The organism is Actinopolymorpha sp. B11F2, from assembly GCF_040195635.1.
Classification (GTDB): Bacteria; Actinomycetota; Actinomycetes; order Propionibacteriales; family Actinopolymorphaceae; genus Thermasporomyces.
Window position 1 is genome coordinate 90,388 of record NZ_JBEFTX010000007.1, and the last position, 22,901, is coordinate 113,288.

Genomic DNA, 22,901 nt, shown 5'->3' on the forward strand with positions numbered 1-22,901 from the left:
GGCCACTCATGCCGAGGATCGTACGACCAGTTGCGTCGGCAGGACCCGTGACGACGCAGGCTCGTGGCGGATGAGTGCGAGAAGGACCTCGACCATCTCCTTCGCCACCTGTTCCAGCGGCTGCCGGATCGTCGTCAACGGCGGATCCGAAGTGGCCGCGATGCTCGAGTCGTCGAACCCGCCGACCGCCACGTCGTCTGGCACCCGGCGACCCGACCGCCGCAGGGTCGTGAGGGCGCCCGAGGCAAGCAGGTCGGACGCCGCGAACACCGCGTCGATGTCCGGATTGGCACCGATCAGCTCACGCATCGCGCGCTTGCCGGCCTCGTAGCCGAAGTCGGGAGCGCAGACCGTCAACCGTTTCAGCGCCCTGCGCCCGAGGATGTCGCGGTAACCCTGGAGCCGGTCGTAGCCGCCAGCGGTGTCCTGTGGGCCGCCGATGATGGCGATGTGCTGGTGCCCGCGTTCACGGAGGTAGCGGGTCATCTGCCGGCCGCCTTCCCGGTCGTCGGCTGAGACGAAGGGAATCGTCACCTCATGGTCGAGCGGACGGCCACAGGCCACGGCCGGGATCTGACTCCGCTGGAGTGCGCCGAAGACCGGGTCGCCGCCGTGGGTGGAGACCAGCAGGACTCCGTCGACATGGCGGCTGTGGACATAGTGGAGGACGCGGTTCCGCTCCTCCTCGTCGGCCGCGACCATGAGGATGAGGCTGAGGCCCTCCTCGGCGAGTGCCTGGGTGCACGCCGGGAGCAGGACGCTGAAGTTCGGATCGGTGAACAGCCGCTCCTGCGGTTCGGAGAGTACGAAGGCGACCGCGTTCGACCGCTTGGTCACGAGGCTCCGAGCGCTGGCGTTGACCATGTAGCCGGAGTCGCGGACCGCCCGCTGGACCGCGGCGAGCGCGCCCGGACTCACGTAATGCCCGCCGTTGAGTACCCGCGACACGGTGCCCCTGGAGACCCCGGCAAGCTTCGCCACGTCGTCGATCGTCGGCATCCTGCGGTGCGTCGGCGTGGGGCCCGCGGCGCCCAACGCCTCGTTCGGGCCGCGCCGAAGGTCGGGTCCGGTCACGGAGGTCTCCAGTGGGAAGGATGGACGGTCGGTATCCGCGGTCTGTGAGCGATCACAGGGTCGCCGGCCTGCGTCCTTCCTGTCAATTCCCGCGAAGCTCCGCCAGTGGTGGCCACTTTGGCCGCCGGTTGCGTGAAGAGCTGCCTCGCGACTCTGCGGACAGTTAGTGTGACCGCTCACAGATTCCTGGTCCGGATGAGGATGAGGTGTGACCATGCGGGCGTTGTTTTCACGGCGGTTCCTGCTTGCCTCGGCGGTCACCGCCCCTGCTGTCGGTGCACTCGGAGTGCCAGTGGCCCATGCCCATGGAGGAATGGGACGTGCGCTGAGCGTGCGCGGCGCCGACATCGGGTTCACCCTGCAGGAGGAGGCGATCGGCAACCAGCTTCGCGACCCGCGGGGGAAGGTGCGTCCGATCGAGAAGATCCTCGAGGGCCAGGGCGCGACGCACGTCCGGTTGCGGGTGTGGACGAACCCGCCAGCCGGTTACAGCACCCTGGACTCGGCGCTGGAGCTTGGGCGACGCGCCCATCGGGCGGATCTGAAGATCCTGCTCAACCTGCACTACTCCGACTTCTGGGCCGACCCGGGAAAGCAGCCGACCCCCGAGGCTTGGCAGGGACAGGATCTGCCCACGCTTGCTGACACGGTCCGGCGTTACACCGCCCATGCGGTCGCGGCGTTCGCGGCGCAGGGTTCACCGGTCGACATGGTGCAGATCGGCAACGAGGTCACCTCCGGCATGCTCCATCCCATCGGGGAGCTGTATCCGACCGACGGGCGACCGCAGCAGTGGGAGGCGTTCACCACCCTGCTCAAGGCGGGAGCCACCGGCGCGCGGCAGGGTGCGCACCGTGTCCGACAGCCGAAGATCATGCTGCACATCGACCGTGGAGGCGACAACGGCGGCTCGGTGTGGTTCTTCGACCACATGCTCGAGTTCGAGGTGCCCTTCGACCTGATCGGCGAGTCGTACTACCCGATCTGGCACGGATCGCTCGCCGACCTCCAGGCAAACCTGGGCGATCTCGCCCCCCGCTACGACAAGGACATCGTGGTCGTCGAGACCGCCTACCCGTGGACCGCGGACAACGGCGACGACCTACCGAACTTCTACCCATCTGCCGAGCCTCTGCCGGACGAGGACACCTACCCCGCCACGCCGCAAGGGCAGGCCGCGTTCTTCGACGCGCTGCGCGAGATCCTGCTGGGTGTGCCAGGTGGTCACCGCCTTGGCTTCTTCGACTGGGAACCGGGATGGCTCCCGGGAGTGGGCTGGGAACCAGGAGCTGGCACGCCGAACGACAACCTCACCATGTGGGACTTCTCCGGACAGGCGCTGCCGTCCCTGCGGGCGTTCAGGCCCGCTGGCGTTGCCTGAGTGCCGGCACCGGGCGACGGGTGTCCTGCGCCGGCCGTCTCCTTGACGCTGTTTCGGTGTCCGACTACTTTCCGTACAGGCGAACAATGATTCCGCATCTTGGATGAGGATGTCGTCTGTCGAAGGAGCCGGTCGAGGTCCATGCCCCAAGCCGCAACGCCTCAAGGAGAGAACTGACATGGATCCGTCGTGCCTGAAGCACCGGCTTACGGATGAGGAACGGCAGACCTTCGACGAACATGGCCTGTTGCAGATCGAGGACGCGCTGAGCCCGCAGCAGGTCGAACAGCTCACCGCGGCAGCCGACCGCCTGCACGCGGATCATCTCGCGGCCGGCGAGCCCGCGGACAAGGCGATGTTCTACCCGAACTTCATTCCGGAGGACCCGGCGTTCACCGACCTCGTCGACTATGCGCCGATCCTGCCCAAGGTGTGGGGGATTCTCGGCTGGAACATCTCGCTCTACCACGCCCACCTCATCGTGACGCCGCCGTCGGGGCAGGCTCGCACGGACAAGACGTTCGGATGGCACCAGGACTCTGGCCGGGTCAACCGGGACATCGACTCCCATCCACGTCCGCGCCTGTCGATCAAGGTGGCGTACTTCCTTTCCGACACCAGCGCCGAGGGTCGCGGCAACTTCTGGGTGATCCCGGGCAGCCACAAGCACGACGACATGGACATCCCCGATGGGCAGGGCCAGCCCGCGGGCGCGGTTCCCGTTCTGGCCAAGCCAGGGACCGCCGTGTTCTTCGACCGGCGGATGTGGCACGCGGCCAGCCCGAACTGGTCCGACGTCACCCGCAAGGTGCTCTTCTACGGCTACGGCTTCCGGTGGATCCGTACGAAGGACGACATGACCGTCCAGGACCTGTGGCCGACGAGCGGCCCGATCCGCCAGCAGTTGCTTGGTGCCGGTGTCAATGCGAACGGCTACTACTCGCCGACCGACGAGGACGTGCCCCTGCGTGGTTGGCTCAAGGAGCACTGCCCGGAGGACGCCGAGTAGGCGTCGCCGGCGGCGGGACCCGACCCGTCGATGCCTGACGTCGCGTGATCCGTTCGCGTACCGCGGGGAGGAGCCTTGAGTTGATGAGGTGAAGGGACTCCATCGCGCGGGTATGGGAGATCCCGGGGAGACGTACCCAGTGGGCGAAGTGGTCGAAGCCCGTCTCCGCATGAAGGTCGGCCAGCCTGTCGGCCACCTGTTCGGGGGCGCCGACCAGATAGTCCGATGGGTCGAGCGACGTCGTCGACCAGAGGTCGGTCCCGGCGTCCGGCGTGGCGTCGGAGGCGATGCTGCGCTCCATGTAGGCGATTCCCGCTCCGGCCTCTGCCCAGGCCTGCTCGGCATCCTCTGCCACGTGGAGTATCCCGGTGCACACGCGGGCGAGGCGCCGCCGAGCCCCGCGTCGAGTCCCCTCCGGAGTGCTGGTCGGATCGCTCTCGCCCAGCACCTGGTCGAGGACACGACACCGGGCCCGCAGATCGCGGGGAGTCCCGCAGTAGAGGAGAACGCCGTCGCCGAGGCGGACGGCCCGTGCGAGCGCTCGCTGGCTCACTCCGCCGACGAGGATGGGCACAGGGCGCCGCGGGCTCGGCGTGATCGGAACGTCGTCGAGCGACCAACGCCTGCCCCGCATGCGTACGCGCCCGTCGGTGAGGGCCTGCCGGACCACCTCCAGGCCCTCCTCGAGCAGGGACGGTCGAAAGCGACGGTTGACGCCGAACGCGGCGAACTCGTGTTCTGCGTAGCCTTGCCCGACCCCCAGGACCAACCGACCGCCCGAGATCAGATCGACGACGGCGGCATCCTCCGCGACGCGGAGCGGATGATGCAGCGGGAGGACGAGGATGTTGGTTCCGATCTGGATCTTCGTCGTCCGTGCCGCGATGGCGCCGGCCATCACCAGCGGTGACGGAAGGAGTCCGTCCGGGGTGAGGTGATGCTCTGACATCCAGACAGCGTCGAAGCCGAGTCGATCCGCCTCGGCCACTTCTTCCAGGCACTCGGCGAGGTAGGCGGCCGTGGTCTGCCTGTGCGGGAGAGGCTGCCGGAAGTCGTGCAGGATCCCGAACGTCGGCACCGATATCACGCGCTCACGAAGTCCAGCGGTGGGCCGACACGCGTGGCGAACGGTTCGAGCAACCCGTCGAAGTCCACGGCCGGCTGGGCATAGAGGTCCGGGGGTACGCCGATGCAGAAGGGCACGCGGAACTCGTCCGCGACGCGCGAGGGCTCGGTTGTCATGGCGCTGAACGTTCGCAGGCCGCTACTCGGCTGTCGAACATTGTGCATGATGTGGTGGAATCCGATGCACTTCCAGCATCGGAGGGACACGAATGGAGATCGAGAACCTGCGCGGTTTCGTCGCGGTCGTGGAGCACGGGCACCTCGGAATGGCGGCGACCAGCCTCCGGATTCCGCAGTCGACGCTCACTCGCCGGATCCAGCGCCTCGAGGCGGAGCTGGACTGTCAGCTCCTCGACCGTTCCGCCCGTCCGATCGCTCCTTCTGCCGCCGGCCGGATCATCGCCGAGCATGCCCGGACCGTCGTCGGGACCGCCGATCGCGCTACGCGACAGGTGCGGGCGCTCCTCGACGGACAGGGTGGGACGATCCGGATCGGATACGTCCAGTCCGCGACCTTCGGTTGGGTGGCACGCCTGCTGGCTGTGGCACGGCGGCGGAAGGTCGACGTCGAGCTGCAGGCGGCACCCACCATCCGCCAGCTCGAGGCCCTTCACGACCACCGGGTCGACGCCGGTGTGGTGCGCCCGTCCTCCGCTACGGCCAATCCGGTCGGACTACGATCCGCCGTCCTGTCGCGGGACACCCTCCACGCCGTGGTCCCCAGGCGGCACTCGGCAGCGAGGTCGGATGCCGTCGAACCCTCCGACCTTGCCGGTGAACACCTCGTGCTCTATCCGGAGCAGGAAGGGCCCGGGCTTCGGAACCTGTTGGACGGGTGGCTCGCACGAGAGCGTCTCAGCCTTGCCCGCTGGCCGGTCCGCATCTACGACGCCTGGGACGCACCCTCGGCCGCCGCGCTCGCTGGTGCCGGTGCCGGCATCGCGATCCTTCCGGGTCCCTTGCCACCGCTTCCGCGTACCGTCACCGCCGTCCCGCTCCTGGCGGCACCCCGCCTCGAACTCGCCCTCATGTGGCATCCCGTCAACGACTCGATCATCGAACCTTTCGCCACCGCACTCACCAGCGAAGTTGCGACCGGCACCTGACTGGCGACAGCCTCGGACCGAGCCAGGACTGCCTGCGCCACCCGCACGGTGCAGACGGTCCGGCGATCGTCGAGGGGATCGCCGCGGAGCTCGCGTCACGCGCACCGGCAAGGCCGCCACCAAATCGGGCGTCAGGCCACTCGGCGGTTACTCCGCCTCGGACAGCAGGATCCTTGCCTCGCGGAGCACCCAGTCCATCTCGCTCGGCCTGGCGAAGAGCCCATAGCGGAGGTGTTCGACCGCGATCTCGGCCCCGATCGGAAGCCGGACGTCGGACGGCGTCGTGTCGTCAAGCTCCTTACGAAGCAGGGCGACGACCTCCGAGTCGGCCCGCTCCCAGGTCGCGGCGACGGCGTACATCCGGAGCAGGTCTGCGCGCGAGTCGCCCGCCCGCGCCCCTTCCCAGTCGAACACGGCGGCTATCCCACCGTCGCCGACGAGCAGGTTGCCGAGATGGAAGTCGCCATGCACGATGTCGCCGACGCGGAACACCTCGGGATCGGCAGCAGCGGCCACTTCGAGCGCCCGGTCAAGGACCGCGAGCACCTGAGGGTCCTTGGTCGCCGAGCGTAGCTCCTCGCCCCTCTGGACTCGGGCGATCAGTGCCCTGCCCCACTGGTTGTCGGCCGCGGGTGGTGCCGCCCCCTCGTGAGTACGCCAGAGGCGGACCAACTCGCTGGCCGTCGTTGGCGTGAGTCGATCGGGAACGCTCCCGGAGAGGTACTCCTGCACGGTGTAGACGTCGGCATCGACGACTCCCACATCCAGGTAGCGCGGCGCCGGGTAGCCACGCTCTCTCAACAGGGCAACGAGACCCACCGCGCACTGCACCTTGTCCAGAGCCAGTTCGGGCCAGGCAGGAAGCACTTTCAACACCGCACAGGCTCCTGCCGTGGTGTGGATGTGGAAAGCCCCGAAGTATCCACCGGCCAGCTGTTCGACCACCTGCAGGTCGAGGGCGTCTGCGATGTGATTGACCCGCTCGGTCATGGCCGAGGCCTCGGCCAGGACGCGCCGCGCGACGGTGACAGGTATGGCTCCGGCATGCCCGGCCACTATAGGGCCGCCAAAGGCGGATCCCGCGATGTTCCTGGACCACGGACACCTGTTCGAGGCTCTGCTCGGCGTCAGGGGAGTGCGGTTCGTCGTCCTGCACCTGCTGGCGCCGTTGCACACCCAGGTGAGCGCGAACCTCGGAGCTCGGAGTGTACGAATCCGTTGGTGAGGAGAGTGGGAATCCCTTGCCCGTGATGAGAAAACTCTCCTCGAAGGCATCGGTTGGGGGAATCGCGCGCTTTGCCCTTTTGTCAGGGCCGAGGAGGGGTGCGCGGGTAGACTGCAGGCCGGTTGTCGCCGTAGGCGGTTGGTTTCATATGCCGCACATCACGGCAGGAGATCCCCAGGTAGCAGGGCGCCTGCGCGACGTTCCTGGTGCCGCTGCCGCAGGGCAGCCCACGCACGAGGCGTGATCTCGGCTGAGGGGGGCCAACGTGATCGGTGTCGCTCCTGCCCACACCGGCATGGACGTCGGACGGTTCACGCGGCGCCGCGTCATGATCGTGTCGGCGAAGATCGGCGGCGGGCACGATGCCGCCGGCCGGGCGCTTCGTGAAGCGGTGCTCCAGCGCTGGCCGGGCAGCGAGATCCACTGGGTCGACACCCTCGACCGGATGGGGCCGGGCGTCGGCCCGGGCTTCTGCTGGATCTACACCTCCAGCGTCGAGCGCGCACCCTGGCTGTACGACTTCTTCTACGGCGCGAGCTGGCGCCTTCGCTTTCTGGCGCGCGGCTCAAAGCGCTTCACCGGTAGCTGGGCGGGGCGAAGGCTGGCCGGCGAGATCGATGCGTTCGTTCCCGGCATCATCCTCAGCACCTACCCGCTGGGCAGCGCCGGCCTGTCCTGGCTTCGCCAGCATCGCGGGCTCGCGGCGCCCACGGCGGCGTGGGTGAGCGATTTCGCACCACATCCGTTCTGGGTCCACGGCGGGATCGACACGACGTACGTCGTCCACGAGGCGGCGGTCGCGGGTGCTCGCCTCGCCGACGCCTCCGCCCGCGTCGCGGTGTCGGCGCTGCCGGTGGAGAAGGCGTTCCGGCCGGGTGACGCGGCGAGCGCCCGGCAGCATTTCGGGCTGCGCGCGGACGCGTTCGTCATCCTCATCGCCTGTGGCACGTTCGCCTTCGGTATGCGCGACTCGATGCTGCGGACGCTGCTCGCGGCGGACCCACGGGTCCAGGTCGTCGCGGTGTGTGGGCGCAACGACACGGTGTTGGCCCGGCTGCGAAGCCTCGGCTATCCGCACGACCAACTGCTGCCCCTCGGCTGGGTGGACGACATGCCCCGGCTCAACCAGGCGGCCGACGTGGTGGTGACGAACGCCGGAGGCGTGACAGCACTCGAAGCCGTCGCGAGCGGTAGGCCGGTGATCATGGCCGAGCCGATTCCCGCACACGGCATCGCGAACGCGAGCCTGATGACGGTCGCCGGACTCGCCGAACTGTGCATGTCGCAGGAGCAGCTCGCGGCCCGCGTACGTGCGGCTCTCACCGGCTGGAGTGGGCCGCCCGGAGTCGGTCCGGCGGCCGACGCCGGCCGGTCCCACGCCGACCCGCCGACGAACGACATGCCAGCGAACGACCCGCCGACGAACGACATGCCAGCGAACGACATGCCAGCGAACGGTGTACGCGGCACTGCCGTGACCGGTGGGCTGACCGCCGAGTTGATTGATGAGTTGACCGATGAGCCCGCGGCGACGTCCTTCTGCGCGGCACCGTCGCGGCCGTGGCCGATGCGCCCGGCGGACGCATTCTTTGCCCGGGTCGAGGACGGCGGGCCACCCCAGGAGATCGGCGTCGTCGTCGAACTGGACCGCCTCGCCGACGGACGGGCGGTGACGCTCGACCAGATCAGGGCGACGGTCGCGGCGCGGGTCCCGCACCTTCCGCCGCTCCAGTGGCAGCCGATGCGCCGCGGTCATCAGTGGGGTTGGGCGGTACGCAGAGACGTCGACGTCGCCGCACTCATCACCGAGCGGTACGCCCGGTCGGACGAGGACGTCGCGGACGTTCTCGACGAGGTCTTCTCCACGAGGTTGCCCCGCGACCGGCCGGTCTGGCGGATGGTCCTGATCCACCCGCCGACGGGCGGACGGAGCACGCTGGTGATGAAGGTCCATCACAGCCTCGGCGACGGGTTGTCGGCCCTCGGGCTCCTCACCTGGCTGTTCGACACGGAGCCGGGTGCAGGTGCGGGCGCCACACCAGGCGACCGGCACGCAGACCGACCGACCACCAGCGCGGTCGATGCCCTGCGCGGTCTCTGGCACCTCGCGACGCGCGGTCGTGCCCCCCGGCATCCGCTCAACCGGCACCCGTCCCATCGCGCGGTGCTGACTGTCCCACTGCCCGCCGCCGAGCTCCGCAAGGCCGCGCGCCGCCTCGATGTCCGTACGTTCGAACTCGTTCTCGCCCTCGTGGCCGAGACCCTCGACCGCCTTCTGCGTCCGGCGGACCTGCTCGGCAGCGGACCGCTGCGGGCGTTCGTCCCGCTCAGTGGCCGGCCGCGGTCGGACGAACGGATCTTCGGCAACTGGACGACGGCTGTCCCGGTGGAGCTTGCGATGGGTCCGATGCGGCCGGCCGAGCGCCTCGCACGGATCCGGAGCGAACTACGCCTGGGCGTGTCACGCGGCGAAGCCCTCGCCGCCGGACTCGTCATGCGTGCGGTGGGCCTGCTCCCGGGTGCTCTTCACGGATGGTTCGCGCGAACGACGTACTCCGATCGGTATCTCAACCTCGTGGTGTCCTACCTCCCCGGCCCGAGGGGTACGCACCGGATGGCCGGCGCGCGCGTGCACGCCCTCTATCCGGTGGCCCCGCTGACCCGCAGGGTTCCGCTGTCGATCGGGGTGATCACGACCGACGAGACGGCGGGTGTGGGCATCCTCGCCGACCCGGCGCTGGGCCTCGACCGCGCGACCGTGGCCAAGACCTTGGGGCAGGCTTACGCGGAGCTGGTGGAGTCCTGACATGCCGCACACAAGCGTCGCCATCTCTGTGCCTTTGGCGATCTGTGCGGCGGCGTCGTTCGGTGCGGCGGCGGCCCTGCAGCAACGGGCGGCCCGACGGGTCCCCGAAGCCCGCCTGACGAGTACCCGACTCCTGCGGGACCTGCTCCGGCAGGAGGGGTTCGTCCCCAGCATCGGCCTGGCGGCGATGGGTTTCGTCCTGCAGGGCATGGCGTTGGCGTTCGGCCCGCTGACGCTGGTCCAGCCGTTGCTGATCACCGGAACGCTGTTCTTCATCGGGTTCGCCTGCTACCTGAATCGACGCCCGGTGGATGTCGTCCTGGTGCTGGCGGCATCGCTCGCGCTCGCCGGGTTGACGGCGTTCATCCTCGTGGCCCGACCGCAGACCGGTGCGGCCCACTTCGACACCGCCGGCGCCTTGCCGTTCGCGGTGGGCATGGTCGCCGTCGTCGGCGTGTGTCTGGCGTTGGCGACGCGGCTGAGCGGTGACGCGCGGGTCCTTCCCCTCGCCGTCGCGACGGCGGTCTGTTACGGCGTCGCGGCCGGCCTGCTGCGAAGTCTCGCCTCCGAGTTCGACGGCGACCTGTTCGCCCTGGCCGGGAGATGGCAGCTCTACGCCCTTGCTGTTGTCGGTGTGGCGGGGTTCTCACTCAACCAGCAGGCCTACCAGAAGGGCCTCCTCGGCACCCTCGCGGTCGCGACCATCACGGTGGGGGACCCGGCGGTCTCGATCGGGGTCGGTATCGCGTGGTTGGGGGAGTCGATCCGTGGTGGTCCCGCGGCGACCGTCGGCGAGGTGGTCTCGTTGCTCGTCGTCGCCGGCGGAATCCTGTTGATCCACACCCGGTCCCAGTGGCTCACCCAGCGCCTTCGCGGACACGACCTGCCTGACGCGTTGCATGACACGCGGCGACGCTCCGGCGGCTATCTGGAGGCGCCCTGTCCGGACGAGGGTCCAGGCAGGGGCGGCCGGGAACCGCGAGGATCCTGGCCCGTGACGGACCCACGCGAGCCACGCCGGCAGCGCGACGACGGACCCCTAGATCGTTGAATCGGAAATTCGGGCTGGCCGTCGGCTCAGTGATCGTAGGCGATGAGGGATCGCTTGACAGGTGCGTCGATCGTCCAGTCGTGCCGGATCGCGGCGCTGAGGGCGAGGACGGCCTGGCCCCTGCGGCCCGGTGGCTGGTGCCGCTTCAGTCGCTGATTTCCGGGGCGTAGAAACTCGGCAGGGGCTGCGGCCCCGTGTACCTCTGACACTCGCAGGGCTCTTGCACGTTCCCGACCCAACGGCCGCCGTCCCATTTGCTGACCTCTTTGGTCGCTCGGCAGCAGCCGTCCTCGCCGTGGAACGACACGGCGTGTCCACACGCGCAGACAGGCTTGCGCTCGCCAAGTTCGCCGCGGCGTCGCCGATTGGGCAGGAACCGACCAATGGCCACGCCTGCCGCGAAGATGCCGGCGCCAAGGAGCATCTCGAGCATGACCCGAGCGTACGCCAAGGTCCGGGATGATCCGGTCAGACGATCTAGATGGCCATCTAGCGCTTGTTGAGTTTCGACACGATGGCGCGGATCTTTGCCTGGGTACGTGGGTCGCTGGCTGCTGCCTGCAGCCGGTCCTGCGCCTTCGTGACCGCCTGCTGGATTCGCGGGTCCTTTGCGATCTGCTCCACCCTGACCTGCGCGGTATGGAGGTAGCTCTGCGTACGAGGGTGACGCACCAGCCGCTGCGCCTCTGCCATCACCTTCTCGCCCTGGCGACTTCGAACAGCTGCACGATCCGGTCGAGTAGCGATGACGCCACAATGCCTCCTCTGGTTGGTACGACGTCTGGGCAACGCTTGGCGCGGCGGTACGGGTTCCGCGCCCTCCGCGGGGAAGCTGCGGCGGTCGACCTCTCCCTGACACAGTGAGCGGTTGAGCCTCCGTGCGCCCGAGGTTGCGGTAGGTGCGATGGCGTGCGTGGGGCGGTTCTGGCGCTCTGACCGACCCTGGTCACCGGTTTCGCGCGCCGGCGTTGCCCAGCGCGGATAAGTATGACAACTTACTCTGCATTAAGTATGACAATACGCGAAGGGTGTCACGGCGCGAACGGACGGAACGTGCCCATGTATCTGCGAAGAGGACTCACTCGTCCACTCGCGTCTTTGGTGGTCGAGTTGGCAGCTGAGAAGGAGCGAAGGTGACTATCACTGTCTCAAGTCGCACCCTGGCGATCACCATGCTGACGATGCTCGCCGTACTCATCGGCTCGATTGGTGTGGCGGGGGCGCAGGCCCGAGCGGATCACACGACGGCGACGGGAGCAACCGAGCCCGAAGGCGCCCTGCCGGACCACACTGCGGATGTGCGGCGACTCTTCACAGAGCTGACCAAGGAGTGGCCGGCCAACCGGACCATCAATGTCGTTGTTCACGGCCACAGCGTCCCGTCCGGCTATCACCAGACACCGCAGGTCAAGCCCTTCGAGTCCTACCCCTTCATGGTGTACCAGGGCCTGAACGCGCGGTTCCCGACCGCAGTGATGAACACCATCACCACGTCGATCGGTGGCGAAAACTCCGTGCAGGGAGCAGCGCGCTTCCGCCGCGACGTTCTGAGGCACCAGCCGGATCTGCTGCTGATCGACTACGCCATCAACGACACAAACCTCCCTCTCGACGAGGTGGAGAGAGCCTGGCGCGACATGATCACGGTGGCGCGTAGGAACCACGTCCCCATCGTGCTCCTCACCCCGACCGGAACCGTGCCCCATGACCTCAGCAACCCGGACGACCCGCTCAGCATCCGGGCTGAGTTGATTCGGCGCCTGGGCGGGGACTACGACATCCCCGTCGCGGACGTGAGCGCCCGGTGGCAGGAGGCGCTGGACTCGGGGACGCCGAAGGAGTCGCTCCTCAGCCACTACTACCACCCCAACAAGGCGGGGCACGAACTCGCGGCCGCAGAGATTCTGCGCACCATCGACGCGATGCGCGCAGAGGCGGGCCAATCCTCTTCGTGACACCGGCCTTGGGTTTTCGTACACGTGGTTGACCAGAATCGCAAGGAGAGAAGTGTCAGGGATCGAGTTGCGCTACGCGCGTGTGCGTACCCCCAACACCGAGACCGTTGTACGAGATCTTCGCTCAGGGGATTTCAGGGCCTGTGACGACATCGTGCAGAGCCTGCCGTACTTCTTCGGCAGCGACGTGGGCGTGGTTGCCTGTGCGCGGGCAGTCAGGACCCAGCGCGGTTGGGTCGCCGAAGAGTGCGGGCAAGTGAACGCTTTCCTCGTTGTGGACTATCCGCTGCCATCGGCTCCTGAAATCACCTGGATGGCCGTGCGGGCGGGATTCCGTCGGCGCGGTCTCGGCCGAGCGCTGATAGATCGCGTCGTACGGGAGCTACGCGCCGCCGGGGCCCTGGTGCTGTCCGTCCTCACCCTGGCGGCCTCTGTGCCTGAAACCGGGAGCGACACCTACGCCGGAACCCGCGCCTTTTACCTGTCCAACGGGTTCCTTGCTGTCCGCGAGATCCATCCGCCTGGGTGGGACAGCCAGGCCCTCCTCCTGGCTCGCCCGCTCGTACGAAACTGAGTCGTAAAGGCCCGAAGGCTTACGGCGCGTCGAGGGCTTGTATCAGTACTGTCGGTCGCGAATCCGACTCCGATGTGAAGGAGTTTCGTGCCGATGCCGTACACGCCCCGGTCCGGCCCCAGGCCGGTGTCGTGCGGGGGCAAACTCGGTGACCAAAACGGTCGCAAGCGCCTGTTCAAGGGCGCCATCGTGATCTTTCTCGTGGGTTCGGTCCTGTGCGGGCAAGTCCCGGTCGACGCTGGAGTTGATCGGCTTGCGTGCCCTGCAGGGCGTAGGCGGCGTCGGGCTGATGGTGCTGGCGATGGCGATCGAGGGGGGACGTCGTCGGCCCGCGAGAACGGGGCCGCTACCAAGGAAGTCTCGGCGGGCGCGTTCGGGATGGCCAAGCGTCGCTGGTCCGATGCTCGGTGGCTTCTTCGTCGACTACCTCACCTGGCAGTGGGGTCCTCTACGTCAACCTGCCCCTCGGAGTCCTCGCGTTGGTGGTGGTCGGGGCGACGTTGCCAACGCGCATGGAGGTGACGGGCAGGATCGACTTCGCGGGTAGGACGCTATTGGCCGCGGCGGCGGCCGGCCGGGTCCTGGGCACGTCGTGTGGCGGCACGACGTACCCGTGCGGCGCCCAGCATCGGCCTGTTCGCCGGTGCGGTGGCCCTCGGACTGCCCTGGGCGGTCGTGGAGCGGCGAGCAGCCGAGCCGGTCCTGCCACTCTCACTGTTCGGGCTTCGCGTGTTCACTGTCTGCGCGGCGATCGCCGCGCGATCGGCTTCGCGATGTTCGGTACTATCGCATATCTGCCGGCGTTCCTGCAGGTGGTCCACGGCGTGAGACCGACCATGTCCGGTCTGCACATGATCCCGATGGTCCTCGGCATTCTGATCGCCTGGGTGGTGAGCGGGCAGCTCGTGACCCACACCGGGCGGTACAAGGTTTCCGATCGTCGGTACAGCGGTGACCGCGGTCGGTCTCTTCCTGTGCGCACAGCTGGACGAGTTCTCCACGACCATTTCATGAGCATTGCCTTCTGGTGCTGGGCACAGGGCTCGGCCTCGTCATGCAGGTTCTCATCACCGATCATCCAGAACGCTGTCAAGCCGGGCGGACTGGTCGATGTTCGCCGGCACCCCCTCCTGTTCGTGTTGGCTGGACTGCAGCTGATCTGGGGACTCGCCGGTCTGCTCAGAACCACGATGTTCCTGGTGGCGTCGACCGGCTTGGGCATCACCTGGAACTACCGTCTGGAGCTGGATCTTCATCGGAATGGCAGTTCTGACCGGGCTGACCGGTCTGGCAGGTCTCCGCCGTGTGGCTCCGCTCGGTACGCCGGCAACTTCCTGGCGTCGGTTTTGGTGTTTGCGAACTTCCTCACCCCGCGATGCCCATCTGGTCGTTGATCATGATCGGTAGAGGCATCCTCGCGATCTACGCACTTGCGGCACGCGGCAGTGAATTCTGCGCCGGCGACGGTGCCGGCGCTCGCTGGTGCCTGCTGCGACGGCCCCTGCGATGGGGCGAGACATGGGTGTCGGTAATTGTGCGTGGCGTTTTCGCCGACTCATGGTCGAGGCAGCAGTTGTGGGTCCTCGGTGTAGACGTAGCTGAACCGGCCGTCGGGTGCAGCGTCACCGTGCAGGTAGAAGTCCATGACGTCGCCATCGTCCTGCATGTTGTCCGCCCACTTGAACTCGAGCTGCAGCCGTCCGTGGTCGTCTACAGCGTGCCGGAGGAACCGTCGTGGCACTGCGATCTGAATCTCGCTGCCGGAGACGCGGACGTCGACCTTCTCGACCTTCTGCCAGGCCCAGCCGCGACTGGTTCGTTCGAGCCACGTTCGGTGGCGGTCGGCGCCGATGCGGTTGACCGCAACGTCGAAGCCCTTCCATCCGTTGGTTCCGTCGCCATCGACATTGACGAGCAAGGTCATCCAGTTCCGGTTCGCGTCCGTACCGGTGATCGCTTCAGCGGTGCGCGCGTAGAAGTAGACGTATCGGTCGTCGCGGGCAACCTTGAGCTCCGCGAAGTCGTTACGGCCGGTGTCGTTGGTATATGTCGCGCCGCCGAATCCAGGGTGATTACGCTCCACGGTATCTCCGGTGAAGTCGCGGTAGGCGGGCTGCACGTCGTTCCACTGCGAGAACGGACCATCGATGTCGATCGAACGCTCATTGCCTGGTGACGCCTGGGTGCCGAGGCCCTTGTACTGCCGGATGAAGTCGACCAGTTGCAGGTAATAGTTGTCGTTGTAGCCGCCCTTCATCGGTTCGGCGTCGCGGCTGAACTCGACGGTTGCCTGGTCGACGAAGAAGATCGGTCGTTCCGGCGGTCCGTCGAAGCGTTGTGCCACCCACTCGTTCCAGCCGGTGACCATTACCATCCTCGGATCGACCGCGAGGGCGTGCTCCCACTGTTCGGTGAAGTTGTAGCCATGCAGGTAGGCGTTGGGGTCCGGGTCGAGCGCGCCGTCGTGGAAGCTGCGCGACCAGTTGTTGCCATAGCCGTAGAATGGCTGGTCACTGAACGGAAGGTTGTTGTGAATGCCGACGGCGACGTTGACCACGTCCGGCTCGCCGTCGACGTAGAACACCTCCTGCGGTCGGGTGAAGCTGATCCATGGGAAGCCGTACGGCTTCATCGGCTCGATCGGCCACTGGTTGCGCCGGAAGGTAAAGAATTCGCGGACCTCGTCGGACACCTGATCGGGATCACCGATGATCAACGGTTTGCCGTCCAACTCGAACCACAGTTCCGGATAGCGCCGCGGCTCGTACAGGTCCGCGTAGATGTTCTCGATCGTCTCTCCGGAGCGGGCGTTCGTGTAGAAGACGACCTGTGGCACGTCCCAGCCCTGGCGGCGAACGTCGTCGAAGACACCCAACAGCTTGTCGTACACGCCCTTGTAGGTGAATGCGTTCGTCGTGTCGAAGACCAGGAAGTCGACCTGGGCGATGGCCAGCATTTGGGCGTGCTTGCGTAACACCCACGCGTCATCGCTGAAGTAGTAGTCGAACAGTGACTCCCCCCAGTGGTGGAACGCCCCGCGCGGCCCCCACGCCGGGTGGTCGGGGTCGTATACCGCCTCAGGGGTCTCGGCGAGGATCTTTGTGATGTTGTACGGCCCGGTGCGAGTGTGCTGTCCGAGCCAGAGGAAGTAGAAGAGTCCGACGTGCCGATCCTCGCGCGGAGCAGGCACCTCGCCGTGGTGCGACAACTCTCGTCCGAGGTCGTCGGTGCCAGCTAGGTAGCCGAATTCGAAAGGCCCCGGTGTCGTGTCGATGTTCTCGATCACTGGGGCCTCGCTGATACGTCGTTCCGGAGATGTCGACGCCGCGGCGCCAAGACCAGGGCTGGTCATAGCGCTGACGAGTACGCTGACCAGCACCGCTAGACCGAACCGACCGGGCCAGCGGAGCACGCCGCGTCGACTCGGTGACCGGACGGCAGGCGGGAACGTCGATGGTACGGACATGAGAGACCTCCGATAGGTGTTGCCGCACCACGGCGACGGCGGTCAGTGGCTTCACCTGCAGGGCGACGTCGAATGCGCCAGGAAGCTCGCAACCGAAATTGAACGTGGTGATCCTCAGTTCCTCGACACGGGTACGCGGGAGATATCCACGTTGCTGGACGACAGAAAGGGCATGGAGCAGAAACGGCAATAGATCGGTTCGGATCGAGCGCCAACGGCCGTCCTTGATGCTGGGATCCCAGAACTCGCTGCCAGGCATCACTGCGATGAACTGGTTGGTCTGGCCGGTGCGCAAGAATGCCAGCCGCGGCGACACCGGAGAGGAACGTACGGCGCTCCATGAGCCCCCCTTGAAAGGCGCTTCCTCACCCCGATTGACGCGGAGCCTTGATGAGCGGGACCCGGGGGTCAAGGACCTTTCATATCCGTGAACTCCTCAGGGCGAACTAGCCACGACCGTCGAACATCACCCGGTATAGACCTGGCAGCCACGTTCACTGCTCTGCCGTTCTGCGGATGTTGTGCAGGTCCTGCGCGCCGGGTCAGGCGATGTTCTGCCAAGCGGTTTCGAACCACGGCCAGACACTGCTGTTGATGATCCGCTCGGCGGCGGCGCGTGCGGCTTCAACCGTTGCCGGTCGTGCCGCCTGGCATGGCCGACGACATCCGCGACTCCGGCCGCGAGGGCGGGCGTGACCAGGCCGGCGCCGCCGTATACGGCGTCGCGGCTGTCCCAACCGGCGAGTCCGGCGAACTCGGTGGCCAAGGCTTCGTCGTACGCCGGCATCGTGGTGTCGGCGCGACGTGCGGCGGACGCCAGCACGCGCCAACGCTCCTCGAGCTCCCAGCCCAGCCAGATCAGCCAAGGATATGGGTGTACGCCGAGCACACGAGGCCGGAAGATGCCGGGACGTGCAGCGACGGGGAGCTCGAAGGCAAGGGTGCGCCCGATGCGGTAGTAGTGGACGATGAGCTCGGCAGCCGCGAGGTACGCATGAGCCCGCCGGTCGAGCGTGGCCACCACATCGCTGTCGTGCCAGGGCAGCCGATGCCGGGGACTGCTCGGGCGTACTCATGCTCAGCCGGGTCGTAGCGGGCCAGCACGTCTCGACGGGCTGGGGCGTAGCCGTCATAGCCTCAGTCGGCGCCGTGGTCCTCGGGAGGGCGCGACGGCTGTGGCTTCATCCATGGAAACTCCACCGTCGCAGAAACCGATCACGGTGACTAGACACACCCATCAGGGGATCGGCCATGTCAGAGACATGGACTCTCAAGCACGACGGCGTGCTGCCATTCGGAGGCGAGTACGGCGGGTTCGTTCACGTCCGCGCGTACGTGGCAGGCGACGAGGTCGCTCCGATCGTCCTCGTCGGCGAGTTCAGCGACCCCGAGGGCATCCCAACCGCGGCGAGGGCGGTCTTGTGAGGTCGATGGCGAGTCAAGTCAGCCTGTCATCCCGGCCAGGTGTGACTCTGCGGCGGAGCGGGCTCTTGTGCGGCGACCCAGCCAGGTCAGACTCGACGGTGGCGTCTCAGCCGCTGCGGTCGGTATGCACCCATTCTCCGAACGAGATCCGCACGATCTGGTCCCCTCGGCCGATCGCCCAGCCACAGACGGAACATGGCTGCTCGATCGTGGCGATCACGACGTGCTTGTCATCTCTGCGTTGCGTGGTTGCTCTGGCTGTTCGGTCCCATGACCGCCGTTCCCTTCAGTGGCGGCGGTCTAGCCAGATCTTGCTGGCCGTGGGCGACTGAGGCTGAGGCCAAGGCGCATCCACGCCGCCTCCCTTGGTGATCACGCTCAACCTCGAGGGAGGACGCTATCGATGATCATCACAGCAGCGACGAAGGGCCACACGGCAGGACTACCTGTCGGTTCCTGACGGCCTCCTTGCGTGCGAGGGCGTCGTTGCGGGAGAGAGACTGCTCGCGCTCGCTGCCGATTGTCAGCCGCTGAGGCAGCTGACCGGCGTGTTGCCTCGCGTCCGTTGTTGGACGTTGACGCGCCGGCCGTTGACAGTGGCTGAAAGCCCTTCTACGTTCCCTAAACACCAACTACTAAAACGCTTAAGTGAGCTAGTTGTGCGCCGGTGCGGAGCCGTGCTTGAGCCGCCGCCTGCCGCAGCTACCACGGCTAGGAGTTGACGTGGCTTCACCAACAGCAGGCGGACGAGCGCGCACCACGCGACGGACCTTCGTGGCGCGGGCCGGTGCAGCTTCTGCCTTGTTGGCCTTGGGTGGTCTGGCGCGTCCATGGTCCGCCTGGGCGGATGCCGATGCGACGTCTGCGGGTTCACTGTCGAAGCCGCCGCGCAGTGCGGACCTTCGTGAGACGGGCGACCTGCAAAGGCGATGGATGAGCCTTTCCGGCAGCCGCCTGGTGGTCAATCCGTTCGACTTCAACACGAGTCTTCGGCCGGCGGAATACAACAACGGCTCACACCTTCCACTTCATGTGGGCTACTACGCGGCCGCTCATGCGCACCGCCTCCTCGACACGCTGATGTTGTACCGGAAGCCGGAAGGACGCACCGGCGGACTCGACGTGGCCTGGGCGGACGAGTTTGAGAGCCTTAGCGAGGACTGGATCGCCGATCCGGGTCTGGAGGCGACTGTCTCAGACGGTCAGTTGCGCCTCAATCTCAGTTCGGATGCCAGCAACTGGTGGGGCTCAGTTCAGCGCTAGGTCGAGGTTGACCTGGACGAGAGCCCGTATATCGAGGTATCGATCACCGAACTGGCCGACGCTTGGGCGCTGCGTGTCAACGACGGCGGCGCCGACATCACCATCCAAGGCGACACCAACGACCAAGGCCAATTCACCTATGACCTACGTAAGCTCACCGGATGGCAGGGCATGAAACGGTTCCGAGTCCGCCTGGTCGTCGCCGTATGGGAGAAGCCTGCGAAGTTCGACTACGTCCGAATCGTCGGCGTACGCAGTGCCGTTGAGGACGCTCAGTCGTTCGAGACCGCCTGGCTGCCGCATGAGCTTCCCGCCACCGCAGAGTACGAAAGTGGCGCCTCGGTCGAGCTGCACGACTACTTCGCTGAAGAGAACACACTACTTCGGTCACTGTCATTCGATCTCGCAGACCCGACGGATCTGGGTTGGTTGATTGGTGGCCGGTACAAGGGTGATGTGTCCTGGGACGGGAGTGCCCGCGTGCTCACCGTGGCGACCGACGCTTACACCTATGCAGTGGCACTTCCTGACGCGTCGTCTGGGAAGCTCGAGTACTACCCGCGCCTGGTTGACTTTCTCAGCGACACAGGTGCCGTGGATTCCCCAGGCAATGAGGGATACTGGGCGGTAAAGCTGACGGCGGCGTCCGATGGACCGCTTCCCATAGCGCTGGGCTTCGCGACAAGCCAGGAAGGTGCCGACGTGGCGGTACGGCGAGCTACTGCGACAGCTCGCCGCGGTGACTGGACCATCCTGCGCGCTATGCAGGAGCGTTCCTGGACCAGGTACCTCCAGTGCCAGGTGCCTCATCCCGCCGTCTTTGACCTCGTGGCCGCACCTGCGGGCTGCCCACGAGAAGGCTGCCCAGAGGTTACCCCTGATCAGGTCCGAGACACCTACTACAAAGCATGGATCTTCGCCGCAGCCAACGTGCTGCCACCCATGCCAGAGGTCGACTTCCCATACCCCCAGCTCGCAACGGGGAAGCCGTCTATGTGGGCCTTTGGCGCTCCTCAAGCGAGCGCGTCCGCAACCTGGGAGAGCATGCTGCAGATACAGTTCTACGGTTATGCAGACCCTGCAGTGGCGTGGAACGCCTTCCGCGGTTTGATGTCCCTCGTCGACGAAACAGGGGCCCTGGCGGGTGAGGTGCTACCTACTCGCGCCGCGCAGACGGCGATGGTTCTCTACCACCTGAGCGGCGACCAGAACAGGTTGAGGGACATCTACCCCTCACTGAAGCGACACCTTATTTGGAAGAAGGATAACCCCCGCTGGATCCACGGCGACCACGACAACCCACATGAGAAGGACGCCGGTTTCGTCGTTTCCGTTCTCATCGACATGAAGTATGCTCGTGACATCGCTGACATACTGGAAATCGATGAGGACATCGAGTTCTGGGAGAGTCAGCGACGAGAGTACTTCAACGAGTACCTTGCATGGTTCTGGGAGACTCCCGATAGCGAACCGGTCGAGTACTACTACACAGACACCGGGGCGCGGAACCGCGGCGGTACGTTGTGGATCACCAGCGGACTGCATCTGGACCTATGGAACGACAACAGCCAGCGCCAACTCGATGGGCTCAAGCGACGGTTCACCGCCGAGTTCAAACCGCAGGAGCCATTCGGCAACTTCGCCTACCCCAAGTACTCCGACATCAGCTACACCATCTACGGTTTGCTCGACCAAGGCATGCACGATGAGGCTCTTCAGTTGGCCAACGTGGCGGTACGTGACACCACCAGAGCGAACATGTTCGCCGAGGTGTATTTCGAATGGGAGTTCCCCGAACCGCGCGGTGTAAGGCCATCCTTCTTCGGTGCCGGCTTCGCCATGGACATGGTGATGATGAACAACGGCTACCGAATGGACCAAGGCTGGCCGCACCTGGTCCGATTCCACTCCGGTGAAGGTGGCGTGTCGAACCTGCGCCTTCCCGGCCGAACACTGAACCTCCGTGTCGAACCAGAGTCAGGTACGGTGCGGTGCGGCGGCAGCCTCGTACGCGAGATCCCCGATTGTCGGGAAGTTGCAGTCGCAGTCGGCGAAACCGTGCCCCTTCCACTTGACTGTGGCTCCGCAGCGTCTTGAGGGACGATCTCATCGCTTACTCCGACGACCTCACGGATCGGGCGAAAGTGAAGACCACGGCGTCCGGCCAGTGACTTCCCATTCGTCAACCCGGCAATCGAGCCGAGTCTGTCAGCGCGTCGGGTGCCACGCCCGCCAATCTGACCTTGGCCGCCGTCTACGGTGAAAAGGGCTAGACCCTTCAGTGCATCGGGGAAGTGGGTGGGTGGGCATGAACCAGGTCGTCGGACCCGAGGAGTCGGCGCCACAGAAGGCGCACACCGGATCGGCAGTAGTCACCGGCACCCGCGGTCGGCGACCGACCATCGGGGATGTTGCGCGGCGTGCGGGGGTATCGAATGGCGCCGTCTCCCTGGTTTTCGGCGACCGTCCAGGGGTCGGGCGCGCCACCGCGGAACGCATCCGCGCGGCAGCAGCCGAGCTCGGGTGGGTTCCCAACGCTGGTGCCCGGAGCCTGTCCAGTATGCGTTCGTACGCGGTGGGGATCGTCCTCAGTCGGCCAGCCCACCTGCTGGCTGCCGACCCTTTCTTCGCCGGGTTCATCGCCGGAGTGGAGCACGTCCTCGCCCGCCACGACTACGCACTCCTGCTCCGGGTCGTCGAGAGTGCAGAGCAGGAGGATCACGCCTACCGCAGTCTAGTCGGAGGTCGGAGGGTCGACGGATTTATCCTCACCGACACTCGATGGAAGGATCCGCGGATTTCGCTGCTGTCGCAGCTGGGTGTCCCCACTGTCGCCCTGGGTCCGGCCGGCCGCTCCTGCCCTTTCCCCGTCGTAGGCCCCGACGACCGCCGCATGACGACGGAACTCGTCCAACATCTCATCGACCTGGGACACACCCGAATCGCCCACGTATCCGGACCACTGGCCTACATCCACTCCCGCGTCCGGCGCACGGCCTGGCGCGCCGCACTTCGCCAAGCCGGCCTCCAACCGGAGGCGGAATGGGAGGGAGACTTCACTGCCGCTAGTGGTGCGGCCGCCACCGTACGGCTGCTTCGCGCGGACGATCCACCCACCGCCATCTTCTTCGGCAACGACCTGATGGCCATCGGCGGAATGTCAGCCCTCACCGACAACAACCTGGCAGTACCAGGCGACGTCTCGATCACTGGATACAGCGAGATCAACCTCGCCGCCTACTCCTCGCCCGGGCTCACCACCGTCCGACGCGACCTCGAAGTGTGGGGTCAAACCGCCACGCGCGCACTGCTGGAAATCATCGACGGCGGCCAAGTCCCCAACCACACACATGTCGCCAGCGAACTAGTCATCCGCGCATCTACCGGCCCAGCCCCGAAGCTGTCAGGGCTTTGAAGAGTAGGCCACTGGCGCTCTTTCCT

The 22,901-nt window shown here is 66.5% G+C and carries 20 protein-coding genes; 12 read left to right on the plus strand and 8 right to left on the minus strand.

Going from position 1 to position 22,901, the window contains the following annotated elements; all coding sequences use genetic code 11:
- Window positions 1-6 precede the first annotated feature (6 nt).
- A complete protein-coding gene (locus tag ABN034_RS14855) occupies window positions 7-1,074 on the minus strand; it encodes a LacI family DNA-binding transcriptional regulator (protein WP_349691592.1) in 1,068 nt (355 codons plus the stop codon).
- 214 nt (window positions 1,075-1,288) lie between these two features.
- Between ABN034_RS14855 and ABN034_RS14860 the strand changes: the two genes are divergently transcribed.
- Both ABN034_RS14860 and ABN034_RS14865 read left to right on the plus strand, forming a co-directional pair.
- The gene (locus ABN034_RS14860; protein ID WP_349691593.1) at window positions 1,289-2,455 is read left to right on the plus strand and encodes a glycoside hydrolase family 53 protein; all 1,167 of its coding nucleotides are present in this window, start codon (window positions 1,289-1,291) and stop codon (window positions 2,453-2,455) included.
- Window positions 2,456-2,633: 178 nt separating this feature from the next.
- Entirely contained in the window at window positions 2,634-3,464 is an 831-nt protein-coding gene (locus ABN034_RS14865; RefSeq protein ID WP_349691594.1) for a phytanoyl-CoA dioxygenase family protein, read from the plus strand.
- On the opposite strand, the gene ABN034_RS14870 is transcribed toward ABN034_RS14865, so the two are convergent.
- A complete protein-coding gene (locus ABN034_RS14870) occupies window positions 3,433-4,542 on the minus strand; it encodes an LLM class flavin-dependent oxidoreductase (protein WP_349691595.1) in 1,110 nt (369 codons plus the stop codon). The two genes, ABN034_RS14865 and ABN034_RS14870, sit on opposite strands and share 32 nt — an antisense overlap.
- Window positions 4,543-4,547: 5 nt before the next feature.
- A complete protein-coding gene (locus ABN034_RS14875; RefSeq protein WP_349691596.1) occupies window positions 4,548-4,706 on the minus strand; it encodes a hypothetical protein in 159 nt (52 codons plus the stop codon).
- A 92-nt stretch (window positions 4,707-4,798) separates the two neighbouring features.
- Here ABN034_RS14875 and ABN034_RS14880 point away from each other — a divergent pair, with 92 nt between their 5' ends.
- The gene (locus tag ABN034_RS14880; RefSeq protein ID WP_349691597.1) at window positions 4,799-5,695 is read left to right on the plus strand and encodes a LysR family transcriptional regulator; all 897 of its coding nucleotides are present in this window, start codon (window positions 4,799-4,801) and stop codon (window positions 5,693-5,695) included.
- Window positions 5,696-5,842: 147 nt separating this feature from the next.
- Here the strand turns inward: ABN034_RS14880 and ABN034_RS14885 are convergent, their stop codons facing one another.
- A complete protein-coding gene (locus ABN034_RS14885; protein ID WP_349691598.1) occupies window positions 5,843-6,685 on the minus strand; it encodes a phosphotransferase family protein in 843 nt (280 codons plus the stop codon).
- Window positions 6,686-6,779: 94 nt separating this feature from the next.
- Here ABN034_RS14885 and ABN034_RS14890 point away from each other — a divergent pair, with 94 nt between their 5' ends.
- From ABN034_RS14890 to ABN034_RS14900, 3 genes are all read left to right on the plus strand, one after another.
- Window positions 6,780-6,920, plus strand: coding sequence for a hypothetical protein (locus ABN034_RS14890; RefSeq protein ID WP_349691599.1), 141 nt, complete (start codon window positions 6,780-6,782; stop codon window positions 6,918-6,920).
- Window positions 6,921-7,185: 265 nt separating this feature from the next.
- Window positions 7,186-9,726 (plus strand): wax ester/triacylglycerol synthase domain-containing protein, encoded by a 2,541-nt coding sequence (locus ABN034_RS14895; RefSeq protein ID WP_349691600.1) that lies wholly within the window; start codon window positions 7,186-7,188, stop codon window positions 9,724-9,726.
- 1 nt (window position 9,727) lies between these two features.
- Complete coding sequence (locus ABN034_RS14900; RefSeq protein ID WP_349691601.1) at window positions 9,728-10,777, plus strand: DMT family transporter; 1,050 nt, start codon at window positions 9,728-9,730, stop codon at window positions 10,775-10,777.
- A 145-nt stretch (window positions 10,778-10,922) separates the two neighbouring features.
- Here ABN034_RS14900 and ABN034_RS14905 read toward each other — a convergent pair whose 3' ends face one another.
- A complete protein-coding gene (locus ABN034_RS14905; protein WP_349691794.1) occupies window positions 10,923-11,210 on the minus strand; it encodes a hypothetical protein in 288 nt (95 codons plus the stop codon).
- Between the two features lie 56 nt (window positions 11,211-11,266).
- Window positions 11,267-11,470, minus strand: a complete 204-nt coding sequence (locus tag ABN034_RS14910; protein ID WP_349691602.1) for a hypothetical protein — start codon at window positions 11,468-11,470, stop codon at window positions 11,267-11,269.
- Window positions 11,471-11,910: 440 nt separating this feature from the next.
- Here ABN034_RS14910 and ABN034_RS14915 point away from each other — a divergent pair, with 440 nt between their 5' ends.
- The gene (locus tag ABN034_RS14915; RefSeq protein WP_349691603.1) at window positions 11,911-12,732 is read left to right on the plus strand and encodes an SGNH/GDSL hydrolase family protein; all 822 of its coding nucleotides are present in this window, start codon (window positions 11,911-11,913) and stop codon (window positions 12,730-12,732) included.
- Between the two features lie 52 nt (window positions 12,733-12,784).
- Entirely contained in the window at window positions 12,785-13,306 is a 522-nt protein-coding gene (locus ABN034_RS14920) for a GNAT family N-acetyltransferase (protein ID WP_349691604.1), read from the plus strand.
- Window positions 13,307-14,861: 1,555 nt separating this feature from the next.
- On the opposite strand, the gene ABN034_RS14925 is transcribed toward ABN034_RS14920, so the two are convergent.
- Both ABN034_RS14925 and ABN034_RS14930 read right to left on the minus strand, forming a co-directional pair.
- Window positions 14,862-16,592: a hypothetical protein gene (locus ABN034_RS14925; protein ID WP_349691605.1), complete on the minus strand. Its 1,731-nt coding sequence runs from the start codon at window positions 16,590-16,592 to the stop codon at window positions 14,862-14,864.
- Window positions 16,593-17,238: 646 nt separating this feature from the next.
- Window positions 17,239-17,796: a hypothetical protein gene (locus ABN034_RS14930; protein ID WP_349691606.1), complete on the minus strand. Its 558-nt coding sequence runs from the start codon at window positions 17,794-17,796 to the stop codon at window positions 17,239-17,241.
- Window positions 17,797-18,023: 227 nt separating this feature from the next.
- Here ABN034_RS14930 and ABN034_RS14935 point away from each other — a divergent pair, with 227 nt between their 5' ends.
- The 4 genes from ABN034_RS14935 to ABN034_RS14950 all read left to right on the plus strand — a co-directional run bounded on the left by ABN034_RS14935 (window position 18,024) and on the right by ABN034_RS14950 (window position 22,875).
- Entirely contained in the window at window positions 18,024-18,197 is a 174-nt protein-coding gene (locus tag ABN034_RS14935; protein ID WP_349691607.1) for a hypothetical protein, read from the plus strand.
- Window positions 18,198-19,130: 933 nt separating this feature from the next.
- Window positions 19,131-19,460 carry a hypothetical protein gene (locus ABN034_RS14940; protein ID WP_349691608.1) on the plus strand — a complete coding sequence of 110 codons (330 nt, stop codon included), beginning with the start codon at window positions 19,131-19,133 and terminating at the stop codon, window positions 19,458-19,460.
- Between the two features lie 171 nt (window positions 19,461-19,631).
- Window positions 19,632-21,557, plus strand: a complete 1,926-nt coding sequence (locus ABN034_RS14945; protein ID WP_349691609.1) for a hypothetical protein — start codon at window positions 19,632-19,634, stop codon at window positions 21,555-21,557.
- A gap of 211 nt (window positions 21,558-21,768) precedes the next feature.
- Complete coding sequence (locus tag ABN034_RS14950; RefSeq protein WP_349691610.1) at window positions 21,769-22,875, plus strand: LacI family DNA-binding transcriptional regulator; 1,107 nt, start codon at window positions 21,769-21,771, stop codon at window positions 22,873-22,875.
- Window positions 22,876-22,901: the final 26 nt, after the last annotated feature.